This is a genomic window from Kitasatospora sp. NPDC096140, assembly GCF_040303045.1.
Taxonomy (GTDB): Bacteria; Actinomycetota; Actinomycetes; order Streptomycetales; family Streptomycetaceae; genus Kitasatospora.
Genome location: NZ_JBEOUW010000005.1, coordinates 79,199 through 105,486 on the forward strand (window position 1 = coordinate 79,199; position 26,288 = coordinate 105,486).

A 26,288-nucleotide genomic window follows, 5' to 3' on the forward strand; every position below is an offset into this window, starting at 1 on the left:
GGGCCGGGGCCGTACCCTCCCCCCCCCCCCCCCCACCCACTGAGGCGGACGCCCCCGCCGTTCCCGCCACCGGCGGGCCCTTCCGCGTGTGCTCAGAGGCCCAGCACCGTCCGCAGCACCGTGCCCAGCTCGGCCTCCGGGTCCAGCGCCGGGCCGGGCGAGCGCCAGGCGACGAAGCCGTCCGGGCGGACCAGCACCGCGCCCTGCGGGCCGATGCCGTGCAGGGCGGCGAAGTCCGAGCCCGGCTCCGGGGCCAGGTCGTCCTCGGCGCCGTCACCGATCCGGTAGGCGTCCAGCGGAACGGCCAGCCGGTCCGCGACCCGCCGGGCGCCCGCCTGCCAGGCGCCGCCCTCGGGGCCGGTGAGCAGCACCATCGCCTGCTCGTACAGGTCCAGCGTGGAGAGTCTGACCCCCGCCCTCAGCAGCCACTGGTGCGGGGCCCGGCTGCCCGGCTCGCCCGCCACCTCGAACTGCTCGGGGACGACGGCGCCCGCCCGGTCCGTGCCGACCACCGCGCCGACCGGGTAGCGGTAGCCGAGCGCCACCGCCAGCACCCCGGCCTGCCGCCCGACGCCCGGCACCACCGCGTAGCCCGGGTGGCTGTGCTCGGCGGAGCGGGCCGAGGCGCGCTCGCCGGTCACCTGGGCGACCGGCCGCCGCTCCTGCCCGTACGTCTCCAGCAGCCGCGGCCCGGCCCAGCCGCACAGCACGGCGGCGAGCTTCCAGGCCAGGTTGTGGGCGTCCTGGATGCCGGTGTTGGAGCCGAAGGCGCCGGTCGGGGACATCTCGTGCGCGGAGTCCCCGGCCAGGAAGACCCGCCCGGAGCCGTACCGCTCGGCCACCCGCTCGGCGGCGTGCCAGGGCGCCCGGCCGGTCACCTCGACGTCCAGCTCCGGCATGCCGACGGCGGTGCGGATGTGCCGCTCGCAGCGCTCGTCGGTGAAGGCCTCCAGCGGCTCGCCGTGCTCGGGGTGCCACGGGGCGTGGAAGACCCACTCCTCCTGGTTGTCCACCGGCAGCAGTGCGCCGTCCGCCTCCGGGTTGGTCAGGTAGCAGGCGATGAAGTGCCGGTCGCCGACCACCTCGGCCAGCCGCTTGGCGCGGAAGGTGATGCTCACGTTGTGGAAGAGCTCGCCCTTGCCGCTCTGGCCGATGCCCAGCCGCTCGCGGACCGGGCTGCGCGGGCCGTCCGCCGCGATCAGGAAGTCCGAGCGCACCACCCGCTCCTCGCCGTTCTCCCTGCTGCGCAGCACCGACGTCACGCCGTCGGCGTCCTGCTCGAAGGAGATCAGCTCGGTGCTGAACCGGACGTCCCCGCCCAGGTCGCGGGCCGCCCTCAGCAGCACCGGCTCCAGGTCGTTCTGGCTGCACAGGCACCACGAGCTGGGGCTGAACCGGGCCAGCCGGCCGCCGGGGTCGATCTCGCGGAACAGCCACTCCTGCTCGGCGCCGGTCAGCGAGGGCGCCTGCAGGATGCCGTGGTTGGGCGCGAGGATCGAGGCCGCCTCGCGGATCGCCGGCTCGATCCCGGCCACCCGGTACAGCTCCATGGTGCGGACGTTGTTGCCTCGGCCGCGCGGGTGATGCGAGGTGTCGGCGTGCTTCTCGACCAGCAGGTGTCTGACCCCGAGTCGGCCCAGGAAGAGCGAGGCCGACAGCCCGACCAGCGAGCCGCCCACGATCAGGACCGGCACCCGGTCGTCGATCTTCGGATTCATCAATTGCTCCGCCCTGTAACGGGATTCCGCGGCCCGGCTACTGGGCTCGGCGCCGCCCTCGACGGGCCCGCTCAGCCGGGGGCCCCGCTCTTCCATCCCCCGCCCGAGGCCGGCTGTGCCGCCCCTTCGCCCGGATGGCCCGCAAATCTCGCGCCGCGCCCGGTGCGCCGCCCACGATCGACCTCAGGCCTGGAGCCGACCGCTCGGGCCCGACCGCCGTCGCACCGCCCTTCCCAGGCCGGGAAGCACCCGCCGGGCGCGGCCGACACGGCCGACACGGCCCGCAGCGTGCGACCCAGAGCAGAAAGTGGATCATGACAACTCTGTCCGAACCCCAGCCGAAGCAGCAGGACGAGTCCGACTCCCGGTTGCGGGTGGTGCTGATGCTGGAGATCCAGGACGGCGCCCAGCAGCGCTTCCTCGACGTCTACGAGCAGCTGCGCCACCAGGTGGCCTCGGTCCCCGGCCACGTCAGCGACCAGCTGTGCCAGTCGATCAACGACCCGCGCCAGTGGCTGATCACCAGCGAGTGGCGGGACCAGGAGACCTTCCTGGAGTGGGTGGACAGCCCGGCCCACCGCGAGATGGTCAAGCCGATGCACGGCTGCGTCAGCGACAACTTCCGCTCGCTGCGCTACGCCGTCCTGCGCGAGACCTCGGCGGCCGGCTCGACCGGCACCCGCGCCCCGATGGAGGTGCCGCCCGGCCTGCCGCGCACCGCACCGGCCGGCCACGTCGGCCCGCCGAAGGCCGAACCGGGCCCGGACGGCGTGGTCCGCCACGCGCTGACCTTCACCGTCAAGCCCGGCAGCGAGCCCGAGGTGGCCAGGATCCTGTCCGGCTACGCCTCCCCCCGGGCCGAGGTGGACGAGCACACCCGGCTGCAGCGGACCTCGCTGTTCATGCACGGCAACCGGGTGGTACGGGCCGTCGAGGTGGTCGGCAACCTGGGCGACGCCCTGCGGCACGTGGCGATGCAGCCCGAGGTGCGGGCCGTCGAGGAGGCGATCAACCCGTACCTGGAGGAGACCCGCCAGCTGGGCGACCCGCAGGCCGCCCGCGCCTTCTTCGCCAGGGCCGCGCTGCCCGCCAAGCACCAGGCGATCGCCGGCTCCCCCGCCTCCGGCCGAATGCACCGGCACGCCGTGCTCTACCCCGTCCGCCCGGGCAACGGACAGGCCGTGGCCGAGCTGCTGGCCCGGCACGACAACCTGGCCACCGCCGACCCGACCGGGCCGGTCGCGGCGGGCACCGTCTTCCAGCGCGAGGACGTGGTGGTGCGCCTGGTCGACCTGCGGGTGCCGGCCGAAGCCGACCCCGCCGCCGCCCTCGGCGTGGCCGACGACCTGGAGGCGGCCGCGCTGGCCCGGCTGCTCGACCTCGGCCCGCAGGGCGACCTGCGCACCGTCACCGGGCTCGGCGCCTTCCTCGCCGCCCGCGCCATGAACCCCGTCACCGACCGCAGCTCCGCCGACCCCCACGCCAACTGACGCTCCGTCACCCCACGTCAACTCCACGTCGATTCCACGGAGGAAGACCATCATGACCACGCAGTACCCACGGATCGTCAACGTCGACGAGGCTCCGGAGAACCGCCGCCACGGCGCCGAGCTCCGCACCATGCTCACCCCGACCACGTGCGGGGCGACCAGTGGCTTCATGGGCCTGGCGATCGTCCGGCCCGGCGAGCGGATCGGCGAGCACTACCACCCGTACTCCGAGGAGTTCGTGTTCGTCGTCTGCGGCGAGCTGGAGGTCGACCTGGACGGGGAGACCCGGCCGCTCAAGGCCGACCAGGGCCTCATGATCCCGATCAACATGCGCCACCGCTTCCGCAACGTCGGCGACACCGAGGCCCGGATGGTCTTCCACCTCGGCCCGCTCGCCCCGCGCCCCGACCTCGGCCACGTGACCACCGAGGAGTCCGCCGCCTCCGGCCCGCCGGAACACGCCAAGGTGGCCTCGTGACCCGGCGCGTCGCCGTCACGGGGATCGGTGTGGTCGCGCCCGGCGGGGTCGGCGTCCCGGCGTTCTGGGAGCTCCTCACGGCCGGCCGCACCGCGACCCGGGGCATCACGCTCTTCGACCCCACCGGGTTCCGCTCCCGGATCGCCGCCGAGGTCGACTTCGACCCGGCGGCCCACGGGCTGGGCCCGGAGGACGTCCAGCGGGCCGACCGCTACGTCCAGTTCGCGATGGTCGCGGCCGACGAGGCGATCGCCGACGCCGGCCTGGACCTCGCCGCCGAGAACCCCTGGCGGATCGCCGTCTCGCTCGGCACCGCCGTCGGCGGCACCACCCGGCTGGAACACGACTACGCCCTGGTCAGCTCCGCCGGCGCACGCTGGGACGTGGACCACCGACAGGCGGAGCCGCAGCTGCACCGGGCCTTCGCGCCCAGCACGCTCGCCTCCGCGGTGGCCGAGCGGACCGGCGCCCGCGGCCCGGTGCAGACCGTCTCCACGGGCTGCACCTCCGGCCTGGACGCGATCGGCTACGGCTTCCAGGCGGTCGAGGAGGGCCGCGCCGACATCTGCGTCGCCGGCGCCTCCGACTCCCCGATCTCGCCGATCACCGTCGCCTGCTTCGACGCCATCAAGGCCACCAGCGAGCGCAACGACGACCCGCAGCACGCCTCCCGTCCCTTCGACGCCGAGCGCGACGGCTTCGTCCTCGGCGAGGGCGGCGCCGTCCTGGTGCTGGAGGAACTGGAGCACGCCCGGCGCCGCGGCGCCCGGATCTACGGCGAGGTCGGCGGCTTCGCCACCTTCGGCAACGCCTACCACATGACCGGCCTCACCAAGGAGGGGCTGGAGATGTCCCGGGCGATCGACCACGCGCTCGCCCACGCCCGGGTCGACCGCACCGACGTCGACTACGTCAACGCGCACGGCTCGGGCACCAAGCAGAACGACCGGCACGAGACCGCCGCGGTCAAGCGCTCGCTGGGCGGGCACGCCTTCGGGACCCCGATGAGCTCGATCAAGTCGATGGTCGGCCACTCGCTCGGCGCGATCGGCGCGATCGAGGTCGTCGCCTGCACCCTGGCGCTCGCCCACGGCGTCGTGCCGCCGACCGCCAACTACGAGACTCCGGACCCGGAGTGCGACCTCGACTACGTGCCGCGCACCGCGCGCGAGCTGCCGCTGAGCCACATCCTCTCGGTCGGCAGCGGATTCGGCGGATTCCAGTCCGCCGTCGTGCTCAACAGAACGGGGTGAGTTCCATGACGTCACGTCAGCAGGGCCGCCGGGCGGTGGTCACCGGCCTCGGCGTGGTGGCGCCGAACGGCGTCGGGGCCGACGCCTTCTGGAAGGCCACCAGGCAGGGCGTGAGCGTCCTCGACCGGATATCCCGCGAGGGCTGCACCGAGCTGCCGCTCAGGATCGCGGGCCAGGTACGGGACTTCGAGCCGCAGTCGGCGATCGACAACCGCTACCTGGTGCAGACCGACCGCTTCACGCACTACGCGATGGCCGCCGCCGACCTGGCGGTGGCGGACGCCGGCTTCCGGCCAGACCCCGAACAGCCCTTCGCGGTCGGCGTGGTGACCGCGGCCGGCTCCGGCGGCGGCGAGTTCGGCCAGCGTGAACTCCAGCAACTCTGGGGCCAGGGACCGAGGTTCGTCGGACCGTACCAGTCCATCGCCTGGTTCTACGCGGCCAGCACCGGCCAGATCTCGATCCGCGGCGGCTACAAGGGCCCCTGCGGAGTCGTCGCCAGCGACGAGGCCGGCGGCCTGGACGCCCTCGCGCACGCGGCCCGCTCGATCGAGCGCGGCACCGACGCGGTGGTGGTCGGCGCCGCCGAGGCCCCCCTGGCCCCCTACTCGATGGTCTGCCAGCTCGGCTACCCCGAGCTCAGCCTGGCCGAACGGGCCGAGGAGGCCTACCTGCCGTTCACCGCGCGGGCCTGCGGCTTCGCCCCCGCCGAGGGCGGCGCGATGCTGATGCTGGAGGACGAGCGGACGGCCCGGCGCCGCGGCGCCAACGTCCGGGCGCACCTGGCCGGGCACGGCGCCACCTTCACCGGGGCCTCCCGCTGGGAGGAGTCCCGCGAGGGGCTGGCCGCCGCGATCCGGATCGCGCTGGACGAGGCCCGGATCGCACCCGAGGAGATCGACGTGGTCTTCGCGGACGCCCTCGGCGTCCCGGCCGCCGACCGGGCGGAGGCGCTGGCGCTGGCCGACGCGCTCGGCCCGGCCGCCGAGCGCGTCCCGGTCACCGCGCCCAAGACCGGCACCGGACGGGCCTACTGCGGCGCCCCGCTGCTGGACGTGGCCGCCGCCGTGCTGGCCATGGAGGACGGCGTGCTGCCGCCCACCCCCAACGTCACCGAGGTCTGCCACGACCTCGCCCTGGTGACCGGCCGCGCCCGCCCGGCCGAGCTGCGCACCGCCCTGGTGCTCAGCCGCGGGCTGATGGGCTCCAACTCCGCGCTGGTGCTCCGGCGCGGCGAGCGGGCCTGAACCTCCCGAACCACTCCGTCACACCTTCGAAGGGACACACCCCCGTGAGCAACACCCTCAGCTATCCGGAGCTCGCCGCCCTGCTGCAGGCCCGGGCCGGCGTCATCGTGGAGCCGGGCGATCTGGAGCAGCCGGGTGCGCAGTTCGACGCGTTCGGCGTCGACTCGCTCGGACTGCTCGGCGTCGTCGGCGAGTTGGAGAACCGGCACGGCCTCAAGGTCACCTCCGGCGCCGAGTCCGCCAAGACCCCGGCCGAGTTCATCGAGCTGGTCAACTCCTCCCTCTCCGCGAAGGCTGGTGCCTGAGATGCCCGGACACACCGACAACGAGATCGTCATCGCCGCGCCGCTCGACCTGGTCTGGGAGATCACCAACGACCTGGAGAACTGGCCGGACCTGTTCAGCGAGTACGCCTCGGTCGAGGTCCTGGAGCGCGACGGCGACCGCGTGCAGTTCCGGCTCACCATGCACCCGGACGAGAACGGCCAGGTGTGGAGCTGGGTCTCCGAGCGCACCACCGACAAGTCCTCGCTCGCGGTGCGCGCCCGCCGGGTCGAGCCCGGCCCGTTCGAGTTCATGGACATCCGCTGGGAGTACGCGGAGGTCCCGGCCGGCACCAGGATGCGCTGGATCCAGGACTTCGCGATGAAGCCCACCGCGCCGGTCGACGACAACGGCATGGTCAACCACATCAACAAGAACTCCCGGATCCAGATGCAGCTGATCCGCGAGAAGGTCGAGAAGCGGGCGGCGGAGCTGTGAGCGGCGCGCACCGGGCGCTGATCGTCGCCCGGATGAAGCCCGAGGCGGCGCCGGACATCGCCGAGGTGTTCGCCGAGTCCGACCAGGGCGAACTGCCGCACCTGATCGGCGTCACCGGCCGCAGCCTCTTCCAGTTCGGCGACGTCTACCTCCACCTGATCGAGGCCGACCGTCCGCCGGGCCCGGCGGTCGCCAAGGTCATCGGGCACCCGGAGTTCCGGTCCGTCAGCGACCGCCTGACCGCCTTCGTCCAGGCCTACGACCCGGCCACCTGGCGCGAGCCGAAGGACGCGATGGCGCGCGAGTTCTACCGCTGGGAGCGCTGAACCCGGCGTTCCCGATGGGCCCGCCCCCGGCCGTGTGCCGGGGGCGGGCCCATTGCGCTTCCCGGCGGTCCGGGAACCCACTCCCACCCCCGGTCCCTCGGCCCCGACATCCGGCCCCGACACCCTCCCCTCGACACCCGGCCCCCGGTCCCGGCGCGGATTCACCCGGATCGCCCGGCCAGCCGGGTGAACACACCCGGGACTCCACCCGAAGGGCGCACAGTCCGCACCGGCGCTGCCACGCTCCGGTGGCAGGCGGCCGCACCGTGGTTGACGGTGGATCAGGCGCACCCCCCGCGAGCCCCCTTGCCCGGCACCGTGTCGGCAGTCGCGGTCCGCGCGCCGGAAGGATCATCCTCATGCGTTCTGCACGCACGCTGCTCGCCGCGGCGGCCGTCGCCGCCGTCCTCACCGCCGGTGCTCCCATGGCCTATGCCGACGGCTCCGCCGACCAGGGCAAGAACCTCACCTGGCAGGAGAAGCAGGAGAAGCCCGACAAGGGCTCCGCCGACAGTACGAAGGGCAATGACAGCTCGATGGGCTCGGCCGCCACCCAGGACCACAAGGGCACCGATTCCAAGGGCACCGACTCCAAGGGCACCGACTCCAAGGGCACCGAGGAGCACAAGGGCTCCGACTCCAAGGGCACCGACTCCAAGGGCTCGGAGTCCAAGGGCGGCGAGTCCAAGGGGAGCGAGTCCAAGGGGAGCGAGGAGCACAAGGGCTCCGAGGCCAAGGACGAGGACCACAAGACCCCGCACGGCGGCGTGCACACCGGTGGCGGCGGTATGTCGCTGTCCGGCGGCGGGCTCGCCTCCGGCGCGGTGCTGCTGCTCGGCGGCCTCGGGGCCGGTGCCTACGCCCTGCGCCGCGGCCGCCGCGCCTCCGGCGCGGTCGCCTGACGCCCGACGCGCTGCTTCCGTCGCCTCCGGGCGCCCCACCCCGGCCGGGGCGGGGCGCACCGGGGGCGGCGGGCCGTTCGGAACCGGTTGAGCGGAGGACAGGAATGACGGGTGGTCCCGCCTCTGGAATGCCCCGGCTGCTGCGCGCCGGGATGGGCGCGGCAGCGGTCGGTCTGCTGCTGATCTACAACTCGGTGGACACCGGGCCGAGCACCGACACGGCGGCCACCCAGGCCGCTCCCCCGGCGGCCACCGCCTCGGCCGTACCGGGGCCGCCGGCCGCCGCCTCCCCGCCGCCCGCGGCGGCGGCCGCGCCGGGGGTGCCCCCGCTCAAGGCCTCCAAGCCGACCCGGCTGCGGATCCCGCAGATCGCCGTGGACGCGCCGTTCACCGAGCTGACCCTCAACGCGGCCGGCCAGCTCAACGCGCCGCCGCCGGACGACAAGAACCTGGTCGGCTGGTACCGCGGCGGCGTGACCCCCGGCGAACGCGGCAGCGCGGTCGTCGCCGGGCACGTGGACACCACCAAGGGCCCGGCGGTGTTCCTGCTGCTGAGCCTGCTGCTGCCCGGCAACAAGGTCGAGGTGAGCCGCGCCGACGGCACGGTCGCCGTCTTCACCGTGGACTCGGTGGAGACCTTCGCCAAGGACGCCTTCCCCGACCAGAAGGTGTACGGCAAGACGCCCGACGCCCAGCTCCGGCTGATCACCTGCGGCGGCACGTACGACAAGAAGAAGCGGGACTACCTGGACAACGTGGTGGTCTTCGCGCACCTGGAGTCCTCGCACAAGGCCTGACGCGGCGCGGGGCCTGATGCCGCGCGCACCGGACGACCGCCGGCCCCCCCCGGAGCGCGGCCCGCGGGGGCCGCGGGGGGGCGGGGGGGGGCGTGGGTGTTTGGGCGGGGGGTCGCCCCCCCGCCCGCCCCCGGGGGCGGCGCCCCCCCCCCCCCCCCCCCGGGAGGGTGGGAGGGAAGGAGCGCGGGGGCAGGGATCGCCTGCCCGTGAGGGCGCACGCGCACACGGGCCGCGCGCCCTGGCTACAGGGGCGGCACACCGTATGGCTCTTCCACGGTACGACCCCGTCCCGGCCGTGTCTGCACGAATACTTGGATTTCCTACTATCTGAGACGGCAGTCACCCGGCGGAACGCAACAGGGCCCGGACCGCCGTCCTACGGCGGTCCGGGCCCTGCGCGGGCGGGGGACCCGTCAGCCCAGGTCGACCGAGCGCGCGAAGCGGGCGCCGATCTCGGCGGCGATCACGGTCAGCACGTCCTGCGGGATCTCGCTGTCCACGGTGATGGAGGCCAGCGCGCCGCCGCCGTCGCGGGCGACCTGCATGCCGGCGATGTTGATGCCCGCGTCGCCGAGGTGGCGGCCGAGCACGCCGACCACGCCGGGGCGGTCCTCGTACTTGAAGAAGGCCATGTGGTCGGTGAGCGCCACGTCCACGTCGAAGGCGTCCACGCCGACGATCTTCTGGGTCTGCTTGGGGCCGGCCAGCGTGCCGGAGATGGCGATCTCCTCGCCGTTCGCGAGCGTGCCGCGCACGGTGATCACGTTGCGGTGCTCGGGGCTCTCGCTGGAGGTGGTCAGGCGGACCTCGACGCCGCGCTCCTGGGCGAACAGCGGGGCGTTGACGTAGGACACCGTCTCGGCCACCACGTCCTCGAACACGCCCTTCAGCGCGGACAGTTCGAGCACCTTGACGTCGTGCTGGGTGATCTCGCCGCGGACCTCGACGTCGAGCCGGACGGCCACCTCGCCGGCCAGCGCGGTGAAGATCCGGCCGAGCTTCTCGGCCAGCGGCAGGCCCGGACGGACGTCCTCGGCGATCACGCCGCCCTGGACGTTCACGGCGTCCGGTACGAGCTCGCCGGCCAGCGCGAGGCGCACCGACTTGGCGACCGCGATGCCGGCCTTCTCCTGCGCCTCGTCGGTGGAGGCGCCCAGGTGCGGGGTGGCGACCACGTTGTCGAAGGCGAACAGCGGGGAGTCGGTGCACGGCTCCTTGGCGTACACGTCCAGGCCCGCGCCGGCCACCCGGCCCTCGCGCAGCGCGGCGGCGAGCGCCTCCTCGTCCACGATGCCGCCGCGGGCGGCGTTGACGATGCGCACGGTCGGCTTGACCTTGTGCAGCGCCTCGTCGCCGATCAGGCCGATGGTCTCGGGGGTCTTGGGGAGGTGGACGGTGATGAAGTCCGAGACCTCCAGCAGCTCCTCCAGGGTGACCAACTTGACGCCCATCTGCGCGGCGCGGGCGGCCTGGATGTAGGGGTCGTACGCGACGATCTTCATCCCGAACGCGGACATCCGCTGGGCGACCAGGACGCCGATCCGGCCGAGGCCGACGACACCGAGGGTCTTCTCGCTCAGCTCGACGCCGGTGTACTTGTTGCGCTTCCACTCGCCCTGCTTGAGCGCGGCGTTGGCCGGCGCGATGTTGCGGGCGACGGAGATCAGCAGGCCGCAGGCGAGCTCGGCGGCGGTGACGATGTTGGAGGTCGGCGCGTTGACGACCATCACGCCGGCCTTGGTGGCGGCGGCGACGTCCACGTTGTCCAGGCCGACGCCGGCGCGGGCGACCACCTTGAGCTTGCGGGCGGCGGCCAGCGCCTCGGCGTCGACCTTGGTGGCGGAGCGGATCAGGATCGCGTCGACGTCGGCGATCGCGGTGAGCAGCTCGGTGCGGTCGGCACCGTTGCAGTGGCGGATCTCGAAGTCGGGGCCGAGGGCGTCGACGGTGGCGGGCGACAGCTCTTCGGCGATCAGAACGACGGCGGTCTTGGATGTCACAGTGCTCACGACAGTGTGTCCTTAACTCTGCGGTTCCCCCGGCACGAAGGTGGCGTGGAAGGGCGGGGGAAGGTGGCATGCCGCGTAGGTAGACGCACGACGCTGTGGGCCTGACGCGCACTCGGAAGTGTATCGACGGGCTGGGTGCCAGGCTGCTCCCGTCCGGCGAAATCACCCGGACGAGAGCAGCCTACTTGTACAAGGGCGTTACAAAAGGGGGGGCGGGGAAGGCTCAGGCCTTCTCGTTGACCCAGCTCATCAGCGAGCGCAGCTTCTTGCCGGTGGTCTCCAGCAGGTGGTCCTCGTCGGCCTTCTTGTACTCGTTGTACTTGGGCAGGCCCGCCTTGTACTCGGCGATCCAGTTGTTGGCGAAGGTGCCGTCCTGGATCTCGGCGAGGACCTTCTTCATCTCGGCCTTGGTGGCGTCGGTGATGATCCGCGGGCCGGTGACGTAGTCGCCCCACTCGGCGGTCTCGGAGACCGACCAGCGCATCTTCTCCAGGCCGCCCTCGTACATCAGGTCGACGATGAGCTTCAGCTCGTGCAGGCACTCGAAGTAGGCGATCTCCGGCTGGTAGCCGGCCTCGACCAGGGTCTCGAACCCGGCCTTCACCAGGGCGGCGGTACCACCGCAGAGGACGGCCTGCTCACCGAACAGGTCGGTCTCGGTCTCCTCGGTGAAGGTGGTCTTGATGACGCCGGCCTTGGTGGCGCCCAGACCCTTGGCGTACGACAGCGCCAGGGCGAAGGCGTTGCCCGAGGCGTCCTGCTCGACGGCGACGATCGCCGGGACGCCGCGGCCCTCCTCGTACTGGCGGCGGACCAGGTGGCCCGGGCCCTTCGGGGCGACCATGCAGACGTCGACGTCCGCCGGGGGCTTGATGAAGCCGTAGCGGATGTTCAGGCCGTGGCCGAAGAACAGGGCGTCGCCGGCCTTGAGGTGCGGGGCGATGTCGGCCGCGTAGACGTCGGCCTGGATCGGGTCCGGGACCAGGATCATGATGACGTCGGCCTCGGCCGCGGCCTCGGCCGGGGTGACGACGCGCAGGCCGGCCTCCTCCGCCTTGGCACGGGACGTGGACTCGGGCTTCAGGCCGACCCGGACGTCCGCGCCCGAGTCGCGCAGGGACAGCGCGTGGGCGTGGCCCTGGCTGCCGTAGCCGATGACCGCGACCTTGCGGCCCTGGATGATGGACAGGTCGGCGTCGTCTTCGTAGAACAGCTCGGCCACGGGGGCACATCTCCTTGCATCATGGTGCCGGGTTCGCGGTGTTCACCGTATGCGGTCCCGGCGGGTGTGGGGTCTTTGCTTCAGGGTTTGAGACGGTTTGGCGAGTCGGGCGGGGTCGCCGCCTGGCGCTGTTTACGCGCTGCGGTCCAGGGCGCGCAGCGACCGGTCGGTGATCGAACGGGCGCCGCGGCCGATGGCGACCAGGCCTGACTGGACCAACTCCTTGATGCCGTAAGGCTCCAGCATCCGGAGCATGGCCTCCAGCTTGTCCGAACTGCCGGTGGCCTCGATGGTCACCGCTTCGGGCGACACGTCGACGGTCTTGGCACGGAAGAGCTGGACGATCTCGACGATCTGCGACCGGGTCTCGTTGTCGGCGCGGACCTTCACCAGGACCAGTTCCCGCTGGATCGCAGCGGCCTGGTCGAGTTCGACGATCTTTATCACGTTCACGAGCTTGTTGAGCTGCTTGGTGACCTGTTCCAGCGGGAGGTCCTCGACGTTGACCACGATCGTCATCCGGGACACGTCCGGGTGCTCGGTCGGGCCGACGGCGAGGGAGTCGATGTTGAAGCCCCGACGGGAGAACAGCGAGGCGATGCGGGCGAGCACGCCGGGCTTGTTCTCGACCAGGACGGAGAGGGTGTGCTTGGACATGTGGTTCCTCAGTCGCACAAGAGGGGTCCGGCGTGGCCGGTCCCGAGAAGGGTGGCGGCGGGCGACGGGCGGGCGGGCCCGGTCAGTCGGAGTCGTCGCCGAAGTCGGGACGAACGCCCTTGGCGAACTGGATCTCGTCGTTGCTGGTCCCGGCCGCGACCATCGGCCAGACCATGGCGTCCTGGTGGACGATGAAGTCGATGACGACCGGGCGGTCGTTGATCTCCATCGCCTGCTTGATGACGGCGTCGAGGTCCTCGGGGCGCTCGCAGCGCAGGCCCACGCAGCCCATCGCCTCGGACAGCAGGACGAAGTCGGGGATCCGGGTGCCCTGGGCCGGCGGCTCGATGCCGTCGTGGCCCGGGCCGGCGTGCAGCACGGTGTTGGAGTAGCGCTGGTTGTAGAACAGCGTCTGCCACTGCCGGACCATGCCCAGCGAGCCGTTGTTGATGACCGCGACCTTGATCGGGATGCCGTTCAGGGCGCAGGTGACCAGTTCCTGGTTGGTCATCTGGAAGCAGCCGTCACCGTCGATGGCCCAGACCGGGGTCTGCGGGCTGCCGGCCTTGGCGCCCATCGCCGCCGGGACGGCGTAGCCCATGGTCCCGGCGCCGCCGGAGTTGAGCCAGGTGCCGGGCTTCTCGAACCGGATGAACTGCGAGCTCCACATCTGGTGCTGGCCCACGCCCGCGGCGTAGATCGCCTCCGGGCCGACCAGCTGCCCGATCCGCTCGATGACCTGCTGCGGCGAGAGCTGGCCGTTGGGGGCCGGCTCGTAGCCGATCGGGTAGGTCTTCTTCCACTCGTCGAGCTTCTCCCACCACTCGGCGTAGTCGCCCTTGTGGCCGGCGTCGAACTCGGCCTGGACGGCGACGATCAGGTCGGCGAGCACCTCGCGGGCGTCGCCGACGATCGGCACGTCCGCCGGGCGGTTCTTGCCGATCTCGGCCGGGTCGATGTCGGCGTGGACGACCTTGGCGTACGGGGCGAAGCTGTCCAGCTTGCCGGTGACGCGGTCGTCGAAGCGGGCGCCGAGGGTGAAGAGCAGGTCGGACTTCTGCAGGGCGGTGACGGCCGGGACGGAGCCGTGCATGCCCGGCATGCCCAGGTGCAGCGGGTGGCTGTCCGGGAAGGCGCCGAGGGCCATCAGGGTGGTGACCACCGGGGCGCCGGTCAGCTCGGCCAGGATCCGCAGCTCGGCGGTGGCCTGCGCCTTGATCACGCCGCCGCCGACGTACAGCACCGGGCGCTTCGCGCTGACCAGCATCTTCGCGGCCTCGCGGATCTGCTTGGCGTGCGGCTTGGTGACCGGGCGGTAGCCGGGCAGGGCCGCCTCGACCGGCCAGCGGAAGGTGGTGGTCGCCTGCAGCGCGTCCTTGGCGATGTCGACCAGGACCGGGCCGGGGCGGCCGGTCGCGGCGATGTGGAAGGCCTCGGCGATCACCCGGGGGATCTCGGCCGGGTCGGTGACCAGGTAGTTGTGCTTGGTGATCGGCATCGTGATGCCGCAGATGTCCGCCTCCTGGAAGGCGTCGGTGCCGATCGCCTTGGAGGAGACCTGCCCGGTGATCGCGACGATCGGCACGGAGTCCATGTAGGCGTCGGCGATCGGGGTGACCAGGTTGGTCGCGCCCGGGCCGGAGGTGGCCATGCAGACCCCGACCTTGCCGGTGGCCTGGGCGTACCCGGTGGCGGCGTGGCCGGCGCCCTGCTCGTGCCGGACCAGGATGTGGCGCACCTTGGCGGAGTCCATCAGCGGGTCGTACGCGGGAAGGATGGCCCCGCCCGGAATGCCGAAGACGGTGTCCGCGCCCACGGCCTCCAGGGAGCGGATGAGCGACTGGGCGCCGGTCATGGTCTCGACGACGTGCTGGGGAGCGGGAGCGTTGGCGGCCGGGTTGTCCCCGCGGCGGGGGGATGCGGCGTGCTCAGTCATCTGCCTGTCTCTTCTCGGGTTTTGCCGACCCGGCTGCGGGCCCCGGTGCTGCGAGGGTGGGGTCCCGGTCCGGGTCGATCGCCGGCTCTGCCTCAATCGTCCCGCTCAATCCGACAACTCGGAGGATCTCGGGCGGTCGAGGCCAGGGGTCTTGCGGGGTGGAACAGCGTCAGTGCAACAAAAAACCCCTCGTGCCCAAGGGCATGCGAGGGGTGGCGCGTCGGTCTGTCACGAGCAGGGCGTGCGAGCCCTGTCAGCCGACGCGCCCGCCAAGTACGAGAATTCGGGTGCGCATGGCAACGACCATCCTCCCGTCCGGGGTGGCGTGTCAAGCAGGTGGGATGACCGTCTCGCCATGCGGACCACCGGCCGGACCGGTAACGGCACGGTGTTCGGGCAGGTCAGAGCCGCCGTGGTGACGTACGCCACGTCCCGGTGCGGCGTCCGGCCGGCCACTCGTCCGGGTGTCGGCGGCCGGGTGGCCGCGGCGGGCGGAGAGCGGGCCCGGCTGCTTCGGCAGCGGGTAGCCGCGGCGGGCCAGCGCGCGGCGCAACCGGGGTTCGTCCAGCGGCGGCGCGAAGGCCGAGCCCTGGGCCTGCCCGCAGCCCAGTTCCTGCAGCACGGCGACCTGGCGGGGCAGGTCCACGCCCTCCGCGGCGGTGGCCATCCCGAGGTCGCGGCCAAGCCGCAGGGCGTGCCCGGCGAGCGTACGGGCGAGCCCGGACTCGCCGAGGCCCTGGACCAGCGTGCGGTCCAGCTTGAGGCCGTCCAGGGGCAGCCGGGCGAGGGCGCCGAGCGAGCCGCTGCCCGCTCCGTAGCCGGCCAGCCAGGTGGAGACGCCGAGCCGGCGCAGCGCGGCCAGCCGCCGGCCGAGTTCGTCGGCGAGCGAGTCCGGCCCCATCCGGGCCACCTCGATCACCAGCTCGCCGGCCGACAGCCCGCTGTCGCGCAGCGCGGCGGCCACCGTCTCGTACACGCCGGGCGAGCAGAGCCGTTCGGCGGAGAGCCGAACGGCGACCGGGACGGGCTCCGGCGCGCCCCGGCCCCGGCCGTGCAGGCCGCGCCGGGCGGCGGCCGCGGCGACCGCCTCGCGGACCAGCCAGCGGGAGAAGCGGGTCGCCGCGTCGCCGTGCTCGGCGGAGCGCAGGAACTCGGCCGGGGTGAGCAGCAGGCCGCCCGCCGAGCGCCAGCGGGCCTGCGCCTCGACGCCGGTCACGGCGCCGTCGGCGAGGTCCACCACGGGCTGGTGGAGCAGGGTGAAGCCGCCCTCCCGGACGGCCAGTCTCAGCCGCTCCTCCAGCTCGGTGCGGCGCTCCAGGTCGGCCCGCATCGCGGGGGTGTAGAGCACCACCCGGCCCTTGCCCTCGGACTTGGCCCGGTACATCGCGAGGTCGGCGTTGCGCATCAGCTCGTCGGCGGCGGCTCTGGGGTCGGCGGCGGGGCCGCGTTCGGGGGTGCCGAAGGCGATGCCGATGCTGGCGGCGACACCGAGTTCGGCGCCGCCGATCCAGTACGGCTCGGAGAGCGCCACGCGCAGCCGTTCGGCCAGCTCCTGGACCTGGAGGCGGCCGAGCGGGCCGCAGACCAGGGCGGCGAACTCGTCGCCGCCGAACCGGGCGACGGTGTCCCCGCAGCGGACGGCGCCCTGCAGCCGGCGGGCGGCCTGCACCAGCAGCTCGTCGCCGACCTGGTGCCCGGCGGAGTCGTTGACCGCCTTGAAGCCGTCCAGGTCGAGGAAGAGTACGGCGATCCCGGCGCCGGTGCCGCCCTGCTGGCCCCGGGCGCCGAGGGCGGCCCGCAGCCGCTGGGTGAACAGCGCCCGGTTGGGCAGGTCGGTGAGCGGGTCGTGGAAGGCGTTGTGCTGCAACTGGGCCTGCAGCATGACGCGTTCGGTGACATCCCGGCTGTTGAGCAGCAGCCCGTCGCGGTGCCGGCTGACCGTGGACTCGACGTGCAGCCACTCGCCGTCGCCGGAGCTGATCCGGCACTCCACCCGGGCGGAGGGCTCGGCGGTGGCCGGGACGCGGTGGGCGGTGAGCCGGATCCGTGCGAGGTAGCGGCGGACCTCGGAGAGCACCCGGTCCACGTCCTCCGGGTGGACGAGGTCCAGCAGGTTGCCGCCGACCAGCTCCTCCGGGTCCCGCCCGTACACGCCGAGCGCGGCCGGGGAGACGTAGGAGAGCACGCCGTTGGCGCCGGCGATCATGATGACGTCGCTGGACCCCTGCACCAGGGAGCGGAAGTGCGACTCCTTGTGGGCGAGTTCCTGGGCCAGCGACAGGTTGTCGAGCAGCATCACGCCTTGCCTGAGGATCAGTGCCAACCCGACGGTGCACGCGGCCGCGGCCACCACGCGGTCCAACTCGCGCCCGCCGAGGGCGTTGTAGAGGATTCCGGCGGTGCAGACCGCGGCGGCGGCGTACGGCGTGAGCGCGCTGAAGGTGGTGGCCACCCGGCGGCGCGGCAGGCCGCCGGCCGAGGGGTGCTCGCGCAGCGGGCGGCGCCAGCGCACCGACCACGGCGCCCAGGCCAGCAGCAGGCTGCCGGAGAACCAGCCGGCGTCCAGCAGTTCGCCGGAGTGGTAGCTGCTGCGCAGCTCCGGGGAGGTGAACAGGGCGTCGCACAGCACGGTGACGGCGAGCGCCAGCATCGCGGTGTGCACCGCCGCCCGGTTGCCGTCCCGGCCGCCGAAGCGCAGCCCGACCACCAGGCTGACCAGCAGGATGTCCAGCACCGGGTAGGCCAGGTTGAGGGCCAGCCGCAGCGGGGAGCAGTCCTCGCCGGCGGCGATCCGGCCGAGCGCCAGGCTCCAGCTGAGGGTGAACAGCGAGCCGGCGATCAGCCAGCCGTCGAGCAGCAGGCAGAGCCAGCCGGCCGCGGAGCGCGGGCGCTGGGCGAGCACCAGGACGCCGGTGATGGCGAGCGGGGCGAACAGCAGGAAGGCGTACTCGGCGAGCGAGTCCCGCGGCAGCGGGGTGCGCACGACCAGCTCGTACCAGCCCCAGGTGCCGTTGCCGCAGGCGACCATGAGAGAGGAGAGGCCGAACAGCAGCCAGGCCGGGCGGGCGTGCCCGCCGACGGTGCAGCCGTACACCAGGCAGGACAGGGCGGCCGCCAGGGCCGCCGCGGACAGGCCGAAGTCGCCCATGAAGATGGATAGTTGGCGGGATCCCCAGCCGGCGGTGGCGCCCATGGCGTAGGCCAGGCAGAGCCCGCCCAGGACGAGTCCGGGCAGCGCGCGGCTCTCCCGGAGCCGACGCAGCGGGCCGCGGCGGGCGGGTGCGGGAACCGCCCCGGCGGCGGACGCGTCGGCGGGTGGTGCACCCGGGCGTCCGGCTTCGGGCAGCACCGTATCGGTGGAGCTCACTCGGCCTCTCCCCCTCCGGCCCGGGGCCTCGCGCCCCGGCCACGGGCCACCGGACGCGCACCTCTCAGCCGTACGCGGTGGCCTGGCGCCCCGTCAGGACGGTGGCCCAGGGGGTGGGCGGCCTGCCGGCCGCCGCACCGCACCGATGCTCCCAAAATGGACCCTACACCAATTCCGTCACTCAATGACACGCACACTCAACTTAGAGTAATGGCGCAGAGGTGGGGAAATACCCCCGATTCCGGCGGATCGGCCCGGTTGGCGGCGGCGCGCGGCCGGGGGCTCACGCGGCGCGCACGGGAGCACACGGCGGCGCCCCGCCACCGGGAGCGGTGGCGGGGCGGTGGCGGGGCGGTGCTCCGGGCCCGGCGGCGGGGCCCGGTCTCAGCGGCCTGACAGGGCCTGATCGTCCGGGAACAGCCGCAGCCGGTGCGCCAGCGCGGCCGCCTCGCCCCGGCCGCCGACCGCGAGCTTGCCCAGGATGTTGGAGACGTGCACGCTCGCGGTCTTCGGAGAGATGTACAGTTCCTCGGCGATCTGCCGGTTGGTCCAGCCGCGCGCGAGCAACCGGAGCACGTCCCGCTCACGGGGGGTGAGGTTGAAGGAGTCCCCGACGGCCGCGGCCGGAGCCGGCTCCGCCGCCGCCCGCTCGGCGGGGGCGAGGCTCAGCCCGGCCCGCTCGGCGAGGCCCGCGATCTGCGCCCCCAGCGTCCGGTCCTCCCGGACGGCCGCCAGTTCGGCCGCCTCGCGCAGCAGTTCGGCCCCGTCCTCGCGCCGCCCGGCCAGCACCTCGGCCTCACCGGCCCGCAGCAGGGCGAGCGCCAGCGGGTACGGCAGACCGGTCGGCCGCAGCGCCTCGACCACGGCACCCCACTGGTCCGGGGTGTCGGCGCCCTCGGCACGGGCCAGTTCGGCCTCCAGCAGCCGGGCCCAGCCGTGGTGCAGCGGCGCCCGGGGCCGAAGCCGCCCGGCGGCCGCACCGATGGCGGCCAGCGCCTCGCCCCGGCCCGCGTCGGCCTCCGGCAGGCCCCGGGTGTCCGCCTCCACCCCGGCGGCCTCGGCCAGCAGCGGGTAGACGTCGGACTCGTGGCCGAGGCGCCCCTCCTCCGACAGTGCGGCGAGCAGTTCGGCCCGGGCCTCCAGCGGCCGGCCGCCGAGCGCGGCGAGCCGCACCGCCAGCCGGCTGATCGGCACGCTGTGCTGGACCTGGCCGACCCGGTTGGCCGCCCGGGCCTGCGCCAGCATGGTCGCCGCGGTGGGCAGGTCGCCCCGGAGCAGGGCGAGTTCGCCGCGCATCCGGTCCAGGAACTCGGCGTGGGTGCCGCTGAGGCTGGTCAGCTCGCAGGCGGCGAGCACCTCGGCGGCCTCCTGGACCCGCCCGAGGTCGGTCAGCGCCTCGACCAGGTTGCCGGTCAGGATGGTGCCGATGTTGCGCAGCAGGCCGTTGCCGTCCGCGAACTCCAGGCCCTCGCGGGCCAGCCGGACGGTGTCCTCGGGCCGGCCCAGGCCGCGCTGCATGCTGGCCAGGTTGTTGATGCCGCGCAGCAGCAGGTCGGGCACGCCCAGCCGGCGGGCCCGCTCGACCGCCCCGGCGAGCTCGGCCAGGCCGCCCTCGGCGTCGCCGTGCACGTCGTAGCGCAGGCCGCCGAGGGTCATCCGGGCGTGCACCTCGACCGAGTGCGCGCCGACCTCCTGGGCGATCCGGATCGCCCGCTCGGCAAGTTCGAGGTGTTCGGGGCCGGGCTTCTTGAGCATCGCCGAGCCGGCGCCGAGCGCGAGCACCTCGGCCTGGACGGCGGACGGCGGCAGCTGGGCCACCAGCCGCAGCGCGTGGCCGATCTCCTCCTCGTCGCCGGAGCGGCGCAGGCTGCCCAGCATCCGGGCCCGGTTGATCCGGAACCAGGCCGCGCGCACCGGGTGCACCGTCTCGTCGACCAGCCGAAGCCCGCGCTTGGCCAGGCTCAGGCCGCGCTCGCGGTCGCCGGTGCGCCGGGCCGCGACCACCGCCTCGGCCAGCACGTCCTCCAGCTGGATCCGGTCGCACTCCTCGTCGGCGGCGCTGTGGTCGCAGGAGCCGGGCGGGTAGGTCTCGGCCCAGTCGTACGGGCGCAGGGTGTGCGCCAGCACCTCCTCGGAGACCATGTCCCACAGCTCCAGGGCCCGCTCCAGCATGCCCAGTTGCTCGGCGAAGGCGTTGCGGCGGCGGGCCGCCCGGGCGGCGTCCAGGGCCGTCGGCAGGGCGCGGGCCGGATCGTGCGCGTGGTACCAGTAGTTGGCCAGCCGGGCGGGCAGCGCGTCGGAGGAGAGCAGCTGCGGGTGGGCCTCGACGGCGAGCGCGAACGTGCGGTTGATCCGGTGGCGTTCGCCGGGCAGCAGGTCGTCCGAGACCGCCTCGCGGACGAGGGCGTGCCGGAACCGGTAGCCCTCGCCCTCGCTGTCCGGGCGCAGGATGTTGGCGCCGACCGCCGAGCGCAGCGCCTCGATCAGCGCCTCCTCGTCGTCGTCCAGGACGGCGGCCAGCAGGGCGTGTTCGACGTGCGAGCCGCCCTCGGCGGCGATCCGCACCACCCGCTGGGCCTCCTCGTCCAGGCCCTCGACCCGCACCAGCAGGATGTCCCGCAGCGAGTCCGTCAGCCCGGCGCCGAAGCCGTCCTGGAAGGCCGTGGCCAGTTCCTCGACGAAGAAGGGGTTGCCCTCCGAACGGCGGTGGATCCGGTCCACCAGCTGGCGGTCGGGGGCGGCGGTGCCGAGGATGCCGGCCAGCTGCGCGGCCACCTCGCGGCGGTCGAACCGCGCCAGCTCCAACCGCTGGACGGTGCGCAGCCGTTCGAGCTCGGCGAGGAAGGGGCGCAGCGGGTGCCGGCGGTGCAGGTCGTCGCTGCGGTAGGTGGCGACCAGCAGTACCCGGGAGCGGTGCAGGGTGCGCACCAGGAAGGCGAGCAGTTCGCGGGTGGAGCGGTCCGACCAGTGCAGGTCCTCGACGGCGAGGACGAGGGTACGTTCCGCGCCGAGCCGTTCGAACAGCCTCGCGGTGTGCTCGAACAGCCGGGCCCGGCCGTACTCGTCGTTGGGTTCGCCGTCCGCCTCGCCGAACTCGGAGAGCAGGCGGGCGAGGTGGCCCTCGCTGCCGGCCGCGGCGGCCTCGAAGTCGGTGCCCAGCGAGCGGTGCAGCCGGCGCAGCGCGGCGGCCAGCGGCGCGTACGGCAGGCCTTCGGCGCCGACCTCCGGACAGCTGCCGAGCGAGGTGACCGCTCCCCGGTCGGCGGCGCGCTCCAGGAACTCCTCCAGCAGCCGGGTCTTGCCGACGCCGGCCTCGCCTCCGATCAGCACGGCCTGCGGACTGCCGGTGCCCGCCCGGCGCAGCGCGTCGGTCAGTTCGGTGATCTCGCTGCCACGGCCGACGAAGACGGGGCTGACCGATATCTGCTGCATGGAGGCGAGCATGCCATAGCCGGTGGGGACCGGCCGAGGGGTTATCTCCCCTGGCGAACGCCCGGAGGGGGAGACGCTCACTCGCGTCTCCCCCTCCGGAACTCCGTCGGCACCGCCCTGGTGCCGGACCGTCAGCATTCGGGCCGACGCACGGGGCGCCGCTGGAAGCGGGAGGCCACCGGGCGCTGCCGCAGGCGGCTCGCCTGCTTGGCCTCGCGGACCAGTCGCTCGTGCTCGGCGCGGGCCACGAGCTCGTGGGCCTGTTGCTGGAAGGTCTGGTACTCGATCACTTCGGTTCCCCTTGTGGGTCTCACTGCGTTTCGCTGACGAGTAAGAGCTTCCTCTCCCAGTGGGGGGTGGGGCATCGGGAGCGTGCCCGATCTTCCGGGGCCCGGATGCCTTAGATCGGGCTCCGGAAAAGGTTCAAGGCCCGGCCTCACCCCATTACAGAGGTGAGACCGGGCCTTAGGCCTTACTTAGAGGGCCTTAGATGCCTTAGATGCCTTAGGAAGGCAGGGTTGACAGCCTAGGTGCCCTGGGAAGGGCCCGCTCAGGCGGACACGCCCCGCTTCTCCAGGCTGTGCCTACTGTCCTTCTGCGGCGAGCCGCTCCAGGATCAGATCCTTCACGCGGGCGGCGTCCGCCTGGCCGCGGGTGGCCTTCATGACCGCGCCGACCAGCGCGCCCACTGCCTGGACCTTGCCGTCGCGGATCTTGGCGGCGATGCCCTCGTTCTCGGCGATGGCCTGGTCCACGGCGGCGCCCAGCGCGGAGTCGTCCGACACCACGGCCAGGCCGCGCTTCTCGACGATCTCGTCCGGCTCGCCCTCGCCGGCCAGCACGCCCTCGATGACCTGGCGGGCCAGCTTGTCGTTCAGCTTGCCCTCGGCGACCAGCGCGGCGACCCGGGCGACCTGCGCCGGGGTGATCGGCTGCTCGCTCAGCTCGGTGCCGGTCTCGTTGGCCCGGCGGGCCAGCTCGCCCATCCACCACTTGCGGGCCTGGTCGGCCGGGGCCCCGGCCGCGATGGTCTCCTGGATCGGCCCCACCGCACCGGCGTTGAGGACGGACTGCATGTCCTTGTCGGACAGGCCCCACTCGGCCTGCAGCCGGGCGCGGCGCACCCGCGGCAGCTCGGGCAGGGCGGCACGCAGCTCCTCGACCCACTCGCGGGCGGGGGCCACCGGCACCAGGTCCGGCTCGGGGAAGTAGCGGTAGTCCTCGGCGTTGTCCTTGATCCGGCCCGAGGTGGTGGTGCCGTTGTCCTCGTGGAAGTGGCGGGTCTCCTGGACGATGGTGCCGCCGTCGGTCAGCACGGTGGCGTGCCGCTGGATCTCGTACCGGGCGGCCCGCTCCACGCTGCGCAGCGAGTTGACGTTCTTGGTCTCCGATCGGGTGCCGAAGGTCTCGGTGCCGTTCGGGCGCAGCGACAGGTTGACGTCGCAGCGCATCTGGCCCTTGTCCATCCGGGCCTCGGAGACGCCGAGGGAGCGGATGACCTCACGCAGCTCGGCGACGTACGCCTTGGCGACCTCGGGGGCGCGCTCGCCGGCGCCCTCGATCGGCTTGGTGACGATCTCGATCAGCGGGATGCCGGCCCGGTTGTAGTCGAGCAGCGAGTGCGTGGCGCCGTGGATGCGGCCGGTCGCGCCACCGACGTGGCTGGACTTGCCGGTGTCCTCCTCCATGTGGGCGCGCTCGATCTCCACGCGGAAGGTCGAGCCGTCCTCCAGCTGCACGTCGAGGTAGCCGTTGAAGGCGATCGGCTCGTCGTACTGCGAGGTCTGGAAGTTCTTGGGCATGTCCGGGTAGAAGTAGTTCTTCCGCGCGAACCGGCACCACTCGGCGATCTCGCAGTTCAGCGCCAGGCCGATCTTGACGGCCGACTCCACGCCGATCGCGTTGACCACCGGCAGCGAACCCGGCAGGCCCAGGCAGGTCGGGCAGGTCTGGCTGTTCGGCTCGGCACCCAGCTCGGTCGAGCACCCGCAGAACATCTTGGTCTTGGTACCGAGCTCGACGTGGACCTCAAGGCCCATCACCGGGTCGTACGACGCCAGAGCGTCCTCGTAGGAGACCAGGGTCATGACGCTCACAGCGTCCCTTCTCACTTGAAGCTTGGGAGGTACGGGCCCGGCCGCCGCTCGCGCGGGGCCGGGCCTGGGAGCTCGGCTCGGCTCAGCCCAGCAGCACGTCGTCGGAGCCCAGCCGGCGCAGCTCGCGCACCAGCAGGGCGGTGCCGGTGACCAGCGCCGCGGCGCCGACCAGGGCGTTGACCAGCTTGAGGGTGTCGCTCTCCTCGCGGGCCTTGCGGACGTCCTTGGCGATGGAGATCGCGCCGAAGGCGCTGGTGCCGATGGACAGCCACAGGCCGGGCTTGCTGTGCTTGAAGCCCTTCAGGGAAGTGGACTGCGCCTTCGCCTTCTCGATCTTGCTCACAGTGCCGGTGCCTCCTCCAGCAGGGTGTGCCCCCACTTGTCGTTGAGCGCGGCCTCGACGGCGCCGCCCACGCGGTACAGGCGGTCGTCCGCCATCGCGGGTGCGATGATCTGCAGGCCGACCGGGAGATTGTCCTCCGGGGCCAGCCCGACCGGCAGCGACATGGCCGCGTTGCCCGCCAGGTTCGACGGAATCGTGCACAGGTCGGCCAGGTACATCGCCATCGGGTCGTCGGCGCGCTCGCCGATCGGGAAGGCGGTGGTCGGCGTGGTCGGCGAGACCAGCACGTCCACGCCGGCGAAGGCCGCGTCGAAGTCGCGCGAGATGAGCGTGCGGACCTTCTGGGCCGAGCCGTAGTAGGCGTCGTAGTAGCCCGAGGACAGGGCGTAGGTGCCCAGGATGATGCGGCGCTTGACCTCGTCGCCGAAGCCGGCCTCGCGGGTCAGCGCGGTGACCTCCTCGGCCGAGCGCGTGCCGTCGTCGCCGACCCGCAGGCCGTAGCGCATCGCGTCGAAGCGGGCCAGGTTGGAGGAGCACTCCGACGGCGCGATCAGGTAGTACGCCGGCAGCGCCAGGGTGAACGACGGGCAGGAGACCTCGACGACCTCGGCGCCCAGCTCGCGCAGCAGCTCCACCGACTCGTTGAAGCGCTGCATCACGCCGGACTGGTAGCCCTCGCCGGCGAACTCCTTGACCACGCCGATCCGCATGCCGCGGACGTCGCGCATCCTCGCGGCCTCGACCACGGCCGGGACCGGCGCGTCGATCGAGGTGGAGTCCAGCGGGTCGTGCCCGGCGATGGCCTCGTGCAGCAGCGCCGCGTCCAGCACGGTGCGGGCGCACGGGCCGCCCTGGTCCAGGCTGCTGGAGAACGCGACCAGGCCGTAGCGGGACACCGAGCCGTAGGTCGGCTTGACGCCGACGGTGCCGGTGACGGCGCCGGGCTGGCGGATCGAGCCGCCGGTGTCGGTGCCGATCGCCAGCGGGGCCTCGAAGGCGGCCAGCGCGGCGGCCGAACCGCCGCCGGAGCCGCCGGGGATGCGGGTGAGGTCCCACGGGTTGCCGGTCGGGCCGTAGGCCGAGTTCTCGGTGGAGGAGCCCATCGCGAACTCGTCCATGTTGGTCTTGCCGAGGATGACGACGCCGGCGTCCTTGAGACGGCCGGTCAGCGTGGCGTCGTACGGCGGGATCCAGCCTTCGAGCATCTTGGAGCCGCAGGTGGTCGGGACGCCCTTGGTGGTGAAGACGTCCTTCAGGGCGAGCGGGACGCCGGCCAGCGGGCCCAGCTCCTCGCCCTTGGCGCGCTTCTCGTCGACGGCCTTGGCGGCGGCCAGCGCGCCCTCGGTGTCGACGTGCAGGAAGGCGTTGACCTTCTTGTCGACGGCGTCGATGCGGTCCAGGTGCGCCTGCGCGACCTCGACGGCGGACACCTCGCCCTTGGCGATGGCGCTCGCGGTCCGGGCGGCGGTGTAACGGATCAGCTCGGTCATCTCGGTCAGTCCTCCCCGAGGATCTGCGGCACACGGAAACGCTGCTCCTCGGCGGCGGGGGCGCCGGACAGCGCCTGCTCCGGGGTGAGCGAGGGCCGGACCTCGTCCGCGCGCATGACGTTGGTCAGCGGCAGCGGGTGGGAGGTCGGCGGGACGTCCTGTCCGGCGACCTCGGAAACGCGGGCTACCGCGCCGATGATCACGTCGAGCTGCTCGGCGAAGTGGTCCAGCTCTTCGGGCTTCAGCTCAAGACGCGACAGCCGGGCGAGGTGGGCGACCTCCTCGCGCGTGATGCCAGGCATGCAGCGATCCTCAGGGTGAGTTCTGGTGAGGCCCGGCGTGCCTTGCGGGCGGTGCCGGGCCCGGGCAGGAGCAGCCGGGTTCGGCGCTCCGTCCTCGTGGTCTTTGGACCCCATCCTATGGGGCCCGGCCCGGCCACCGGCCAACCAGTGAGCCGAGCCGCCCGTCACCGCCGGGTCGCATCCCCGCCACCACCCCCACGGCGGCGTCCGGCACGGCGTCGATCACCGCTTCGATCCCCGTACGAGCACCGCTTCGATCACCGCGCGAGCACCGGGCGAGCACCGCGTCGAGCACCGGGCGAGCACCGCGTCCGTCACTGCGGCCGGAAGCGGGCCCAACTCTGCGTGCCCGGCGCGTTGATCTCCATCTGCGCGGCCTGGACGGCCTGGACCACCGGCGGCAGCACCGGGGGCAGGACGGGCGGGAGCGTCGGCGGCAGCACCGGCGGGATGGCCGGCTG

At 73.1% G+C, this 26,288-nt stretch carries 21 protein-coding genes; 9 read left to right on the forward strand and 12 right to left on the reverse strand.

Annotated elements, in window-relative coordinates; translation table 11 throughout:
• Positions 1-92: 92 nt before the first annotated feature.
• Entirely contained in the window at positions 93-1,718 is a 1,626-nt protein-coding gene (locus tag ABT048_RS06510; protein ID WP_350520166.1) for an FAD-dependent oxidoreductase, read from the reverse strand.
• Positions 1,719-2,032: 314 nt separating this feature from the next.
• Here ABT048_RS06510 and ABT048_RS06515 point away from each other — a divergent pair, with 314 nt between their 5' ends.
• The 9 genes from ABT048_RS06515 (at position 2,033) to ABT048_RS06555 (ending at position 8,973) form a co-directional block, all read left to right on the forward strand.
• Positions 2,033-3,208: a SchA/CurD-like domain-containing protein gene (locus ABT048_RS06515; RefSeq protein ID WP_350520167.1), complete on the forward strand. Its 1,176-nt coding sequence runs from the start codon at positions 2,033-2,035 to the stop codon at positions 3,206-3,208.
• A gap of 52 nt (positions 3,209-3,260) precedes the next feature.
• Entirely contained in the window at positions 3,261-3,686 is a 426-nt protein-coding gene (locus ABT048_RS06520; RefSeq protein WP_350520168.1) for a cupin domain-containing protein, read from the forward strand.
• Positions 3,683-4,939 (forward strand): beta-ketoacyl-[acyl-carrier-protein] synthase family protein, encoded by a 1,257-nt coding sequence (locus tag ABT048_RS06525; RefSeq protein ID WP_350520169.1) that lies wholly within the window; start codon positions 3,683-3,685, stop codon positions 4,937-4,939. The genes ABT048_RS06520 and ABT048_RS06525 overlap by 4 nt, the downstream gene beginning before the upstream one ends.
• 5 nt (positions 4,940-4,944) lie before the next feature.
• Entirely contained in the window at positions 4,945-6,186 is a 1,242-nt protein-coding gene (locus ABT048_RS06530) for a beta-ketoacyl synthase N-terminal-like domain-containing protein (protein ID WP_350520170.1), read from the forward strand.
• Positions 6,187-6,230: 44 nt separating this feature from the next.
• Positions 6,231-6,491, forward strand: coding sequence for an acyl carrier protein (locus tag ABT048_RS06535; protein ID WP_350520171.1), 261 nt, complete (start codon positions 6,231-6,233; stop codon positions 6,489-6,491).
• A gap of 1 nt (position 6,492) precedes the next feature.
• Positions 6,493-6,948: an SRPBCC family protein gene (locus ABT048_RS06540; RefSeq protein WP_350520172.1), complete on the forward strand. Its 456-nt coding sequence runs from the start codon at positions 6,493-6,495 to the stop codon at positions 6,946-6,948.
• On the forward strand, positions 6,945-7,274 hold the full coding sequence (locus ABT048_RS06545; RefSeq protein ID WP_350520173.1) for a TcmI family type II polyketide cyclase: 330 nt from the start codon (positions 6,945-6,947) through the stop codon (positions 7,272-7,274). The genes ABT048_RS06540 and ABT048_RS06545 overlap by 4 nt, the downstream gene beginning before the upstream one ends.
• Before the next feature lie 359 nt (positions 7,275-7,633).
• Positions 7,634-8,176 carry a hypothetical protein gene (locus tag ABT048_RS06550; protein ID WP_350520174.1) on the forward strand — a complete coding sequence of 181 codons (543 nt, stop codon included), beginning with the start codon at positions 7,634-7,636 and terminating at the stop codon, positions 8,174-8,176.
• Positions 8,177-8,280: 104 nt separating this feature from the next.
• Positions 8,281-8,973 (forward strand): class F sortase, encoded by a 693-nt coding sequence (locus ABT048_RS06555; RefSeq protein WP_350520175.1) that lies wholly within the window; start codon positions 8,281-8,283, stop codon positions 8,971-8,973.
• Positions 8,974-9,386: 413 nt separating this feature from the next.
• Here ABT048_RS06555 and serA read toward each other — a convergent pair whose 3' ends face one another.
• From serA to gatC, 11 genes are all read right to left on the reverse strand, one after another.
• The gene (serA, locus tag ABT048_RS06560) at positions 9,387-10,973 is read right to left on the reverse strand and encodes a phosphoglycerate dehydrogenase (RefSeq protein WP_350520343.1); all 1,587 of its coding nucleotides are present in this window, start codon (positions 10,971-10,973) and stop codon (positions 9,387-9,389) included.
• 232 nt (positions 10,974-11,205) lie between these two features.
• On the reverse strand, positions 11,206-12,204 hold the full coding sequence (gene ilvC, locus ABT048_RS06565) for a ketol-acid reductoisomerase (protein WP_350520176.1): 999 nt from the start codon (positions 12,202-12,204) through the stop codon (positions 11,206-11,208).
• Positions 12,205-12,336: 132 nt separating this feature from the next.
• The gene (ilvN, locus tag ABT048_RS06570) at positions 12,337-12,861 is read right to left on the reverse strand and encodes an acetolactate synthase small subunit (protein ID WP_030057405.1); all 525 of its coding nucleotides are present in this window, start codon (positions 12,859-12,861) and stop codon (positions 12,337-12,339) included.
• Between the two features lie 82 nt (positions 12,862-12,943).
• Positions 12,944-14,797 (reverse strand): acetolactate synthase large subunit, encoded by a 1,854-nt coding sequence (locus ABT048_RS06575; RefSeq protein ID WP_350520177.1) that lies wholly within the window; start codon positions 14,795-14,797, stop codon positions 12,944-12,946.
• A gap of 328 nt (positions 14,798-15,125) precedes the next feature.
• Entirely contained in the window at positions 15,126-18,164 is a 3,039-nt protein-coding gene (locus ABT048_RS06580; RefSeq protein WP_502893974.1) for a putative bifunctional diguanylate cyclase/phosphodiesterase, read from the reverse strand.
• Positions 18,165-18,548: 384 nt separating this feature from the next.
• Positions 18,549-21,596 carry a helix-turn-helix transcriptional regulator gene (locus ABT048_RS06585; protein ID WP_350520178.1) on the reverse strand — a complete coding sequence of 1,016 codons (3,048 nt, stop codon included), beginning with the start codon at positions 21,594-21,596 and terminating at the stop codon, positions 18,549-18,551.
• 131 nt (positions 21,597-21,727) lie between these two features.
• Positions 21,728-21,886 carry a hypothetical protein gene (locus ABT048_RS06590; RefSeq protein ID WP_350520179.1) on the reverse strand — a complete coding sequence of 53 codons (159 nt, stop codon included), beginning with the start codon at positions 21,884-21,886 and terminating at the stop codon, positions 21,728-21,730.
• A gap of 294 nt (positions 21,887-22,180) precedes the next feature.
• Positions 22,181-23,692, reverse strand: coding sequence for an Asp-tRNA(Asn)/Glu-tRNA(Gln) amidotransferase subunit GatB (gatB, locus tag ABT048_RS06595; protein ID WP_350520180.1), 1,512 nt, complete (start codon positions 23,690-23,692; stop codon positions 22,181-22,183).
• An 82-nt stretch (positions 23,693-23,774) separates the two neighbouring features.
• Positions 23,775-24,035: a hypothetical protein gene (locus ABT048_RS06600; RefSeq protein ID WP_350520181.1), complete on the reverse strand. Its 261-nt coding sequence runs from the start codon at positions 24,033-24,035 to the stop codon at positions 23,775-23,777.
• Entirely contained in the window at positions 24,032-25,525 is a 1,494-nt protein-coding gene (gatA, locus tag ABT048_RS06605) for an Asp-tRNA(Asn)/Glu-tRNA(Gln) amidotransferase subunit GatA (RefSeq protein ID WP_350520182.1), read from the reverse strand. Before gatA ends, ABT048_RS06600 begins: the two co-directional genes overlap by 4 nt.
• 5 nt (positions 25,526-25,530) lie before the next feature.
• Positions 25,531-25,827, reverse strand: coding sequence for an Asp-tRNA(Asn)/Glu-tRNA(Gln) amidotransferase subunit GatC (gene gatC / locus ABT048_RS06610; RefSeq protein ID WP_030057414.1), 297 nt, complete (start codon positions 25,825-25,827; stop codon positions 25,531-25,533).
• Between the last annotated feature and the right edge of the window lie 461 nt (positions 25,828-26,288).

Bases quoted from the DNA above. Each gene is read 5' to 3' on its own strand.
- gatC (WP_030057414.1), bottom strand. From the start codon at position 25,827: ATGCCTGGCATCACGCGCGAGGAGGTCGCCCACCTCGCCCGGCTGTCG.
- ABT048_RS06530 (WP_350520170.1), top strand. From the start codon at position 4,945: ATGACGTCACGTCAGCAGGGCCGCCGGGCGGTGGTCACCGGCCTCGGC.
- ABT048_RS06585 (WP_350520178.1), bottom strand. From the start codon at position 21,596: ATGCAGCAGATATCGGTCAGCCCCGTCTTCGTCGGCCGTGGCAGCGAG.
- ABT048_RS06540 (WP_350520172.1), top strand. From the start codon at position 6,493: ATGCCCGGACACACCGACAACGAGATCGTCATCGCCGCGCCGCTCGAC.
- gatA (WP_350520182.1), bottom strand. From the start codon at position 25,525: ATGACCGAGCTGATCCGTTACACCGCCGCCCGGACCGCGAGCGCCATC.
- ABT048_RS06550 (WP_350520174.1), top strand. From the start codon at position 7,634: ATGCGTTCTGCACGCACGCTGCTCGCCGCGGCGGCCGTCGCCGCCGTC.
- ABT048_RS06555 (WP_350520175.1), top strand. From the start codon at position 8,281: ATGACGGGTGGTCCCGCCTCTGGAATGCCCCGGCTGCTGCGCGCCGGG.
- ABT048_RS06575 (WP_350520177.1), bottom strand. From the start codon at position 14,797: ATGACTGAGCACGCCGCATCCCCCCGCCGCGGGGACAACCCGGCCGCC.
- ilvN (WP_030057405.1), bottom strand. From the start codon at position 12,861: ATGTCCAAGCACACCCTCTCCGTCCTGGTCGAGAACAAGCCCGGCGTG.
- ABT048_RS06510 (WP_350520166.1), bottom strand. From the start codon at position 1,718: ATGAATCCGAAGATCGACGACCGGGTGCCGGTCCTGATCGTGGGCGGC.
- ABT048_RS06515 (WP_350520167.1), top strand. From the start codon at position 2,033: ATGACAACTCTGTCCGAACCCCAGCCGAAGCAGCAGGACGAGTCCGAC.
- ABT048_RS06520 (WP_350520168.1), top strand. From the start codon at position 3,261: ATGACCACGCAGTACCCACGGATCGTCAACGTCGACGAGGCTCCGGAG.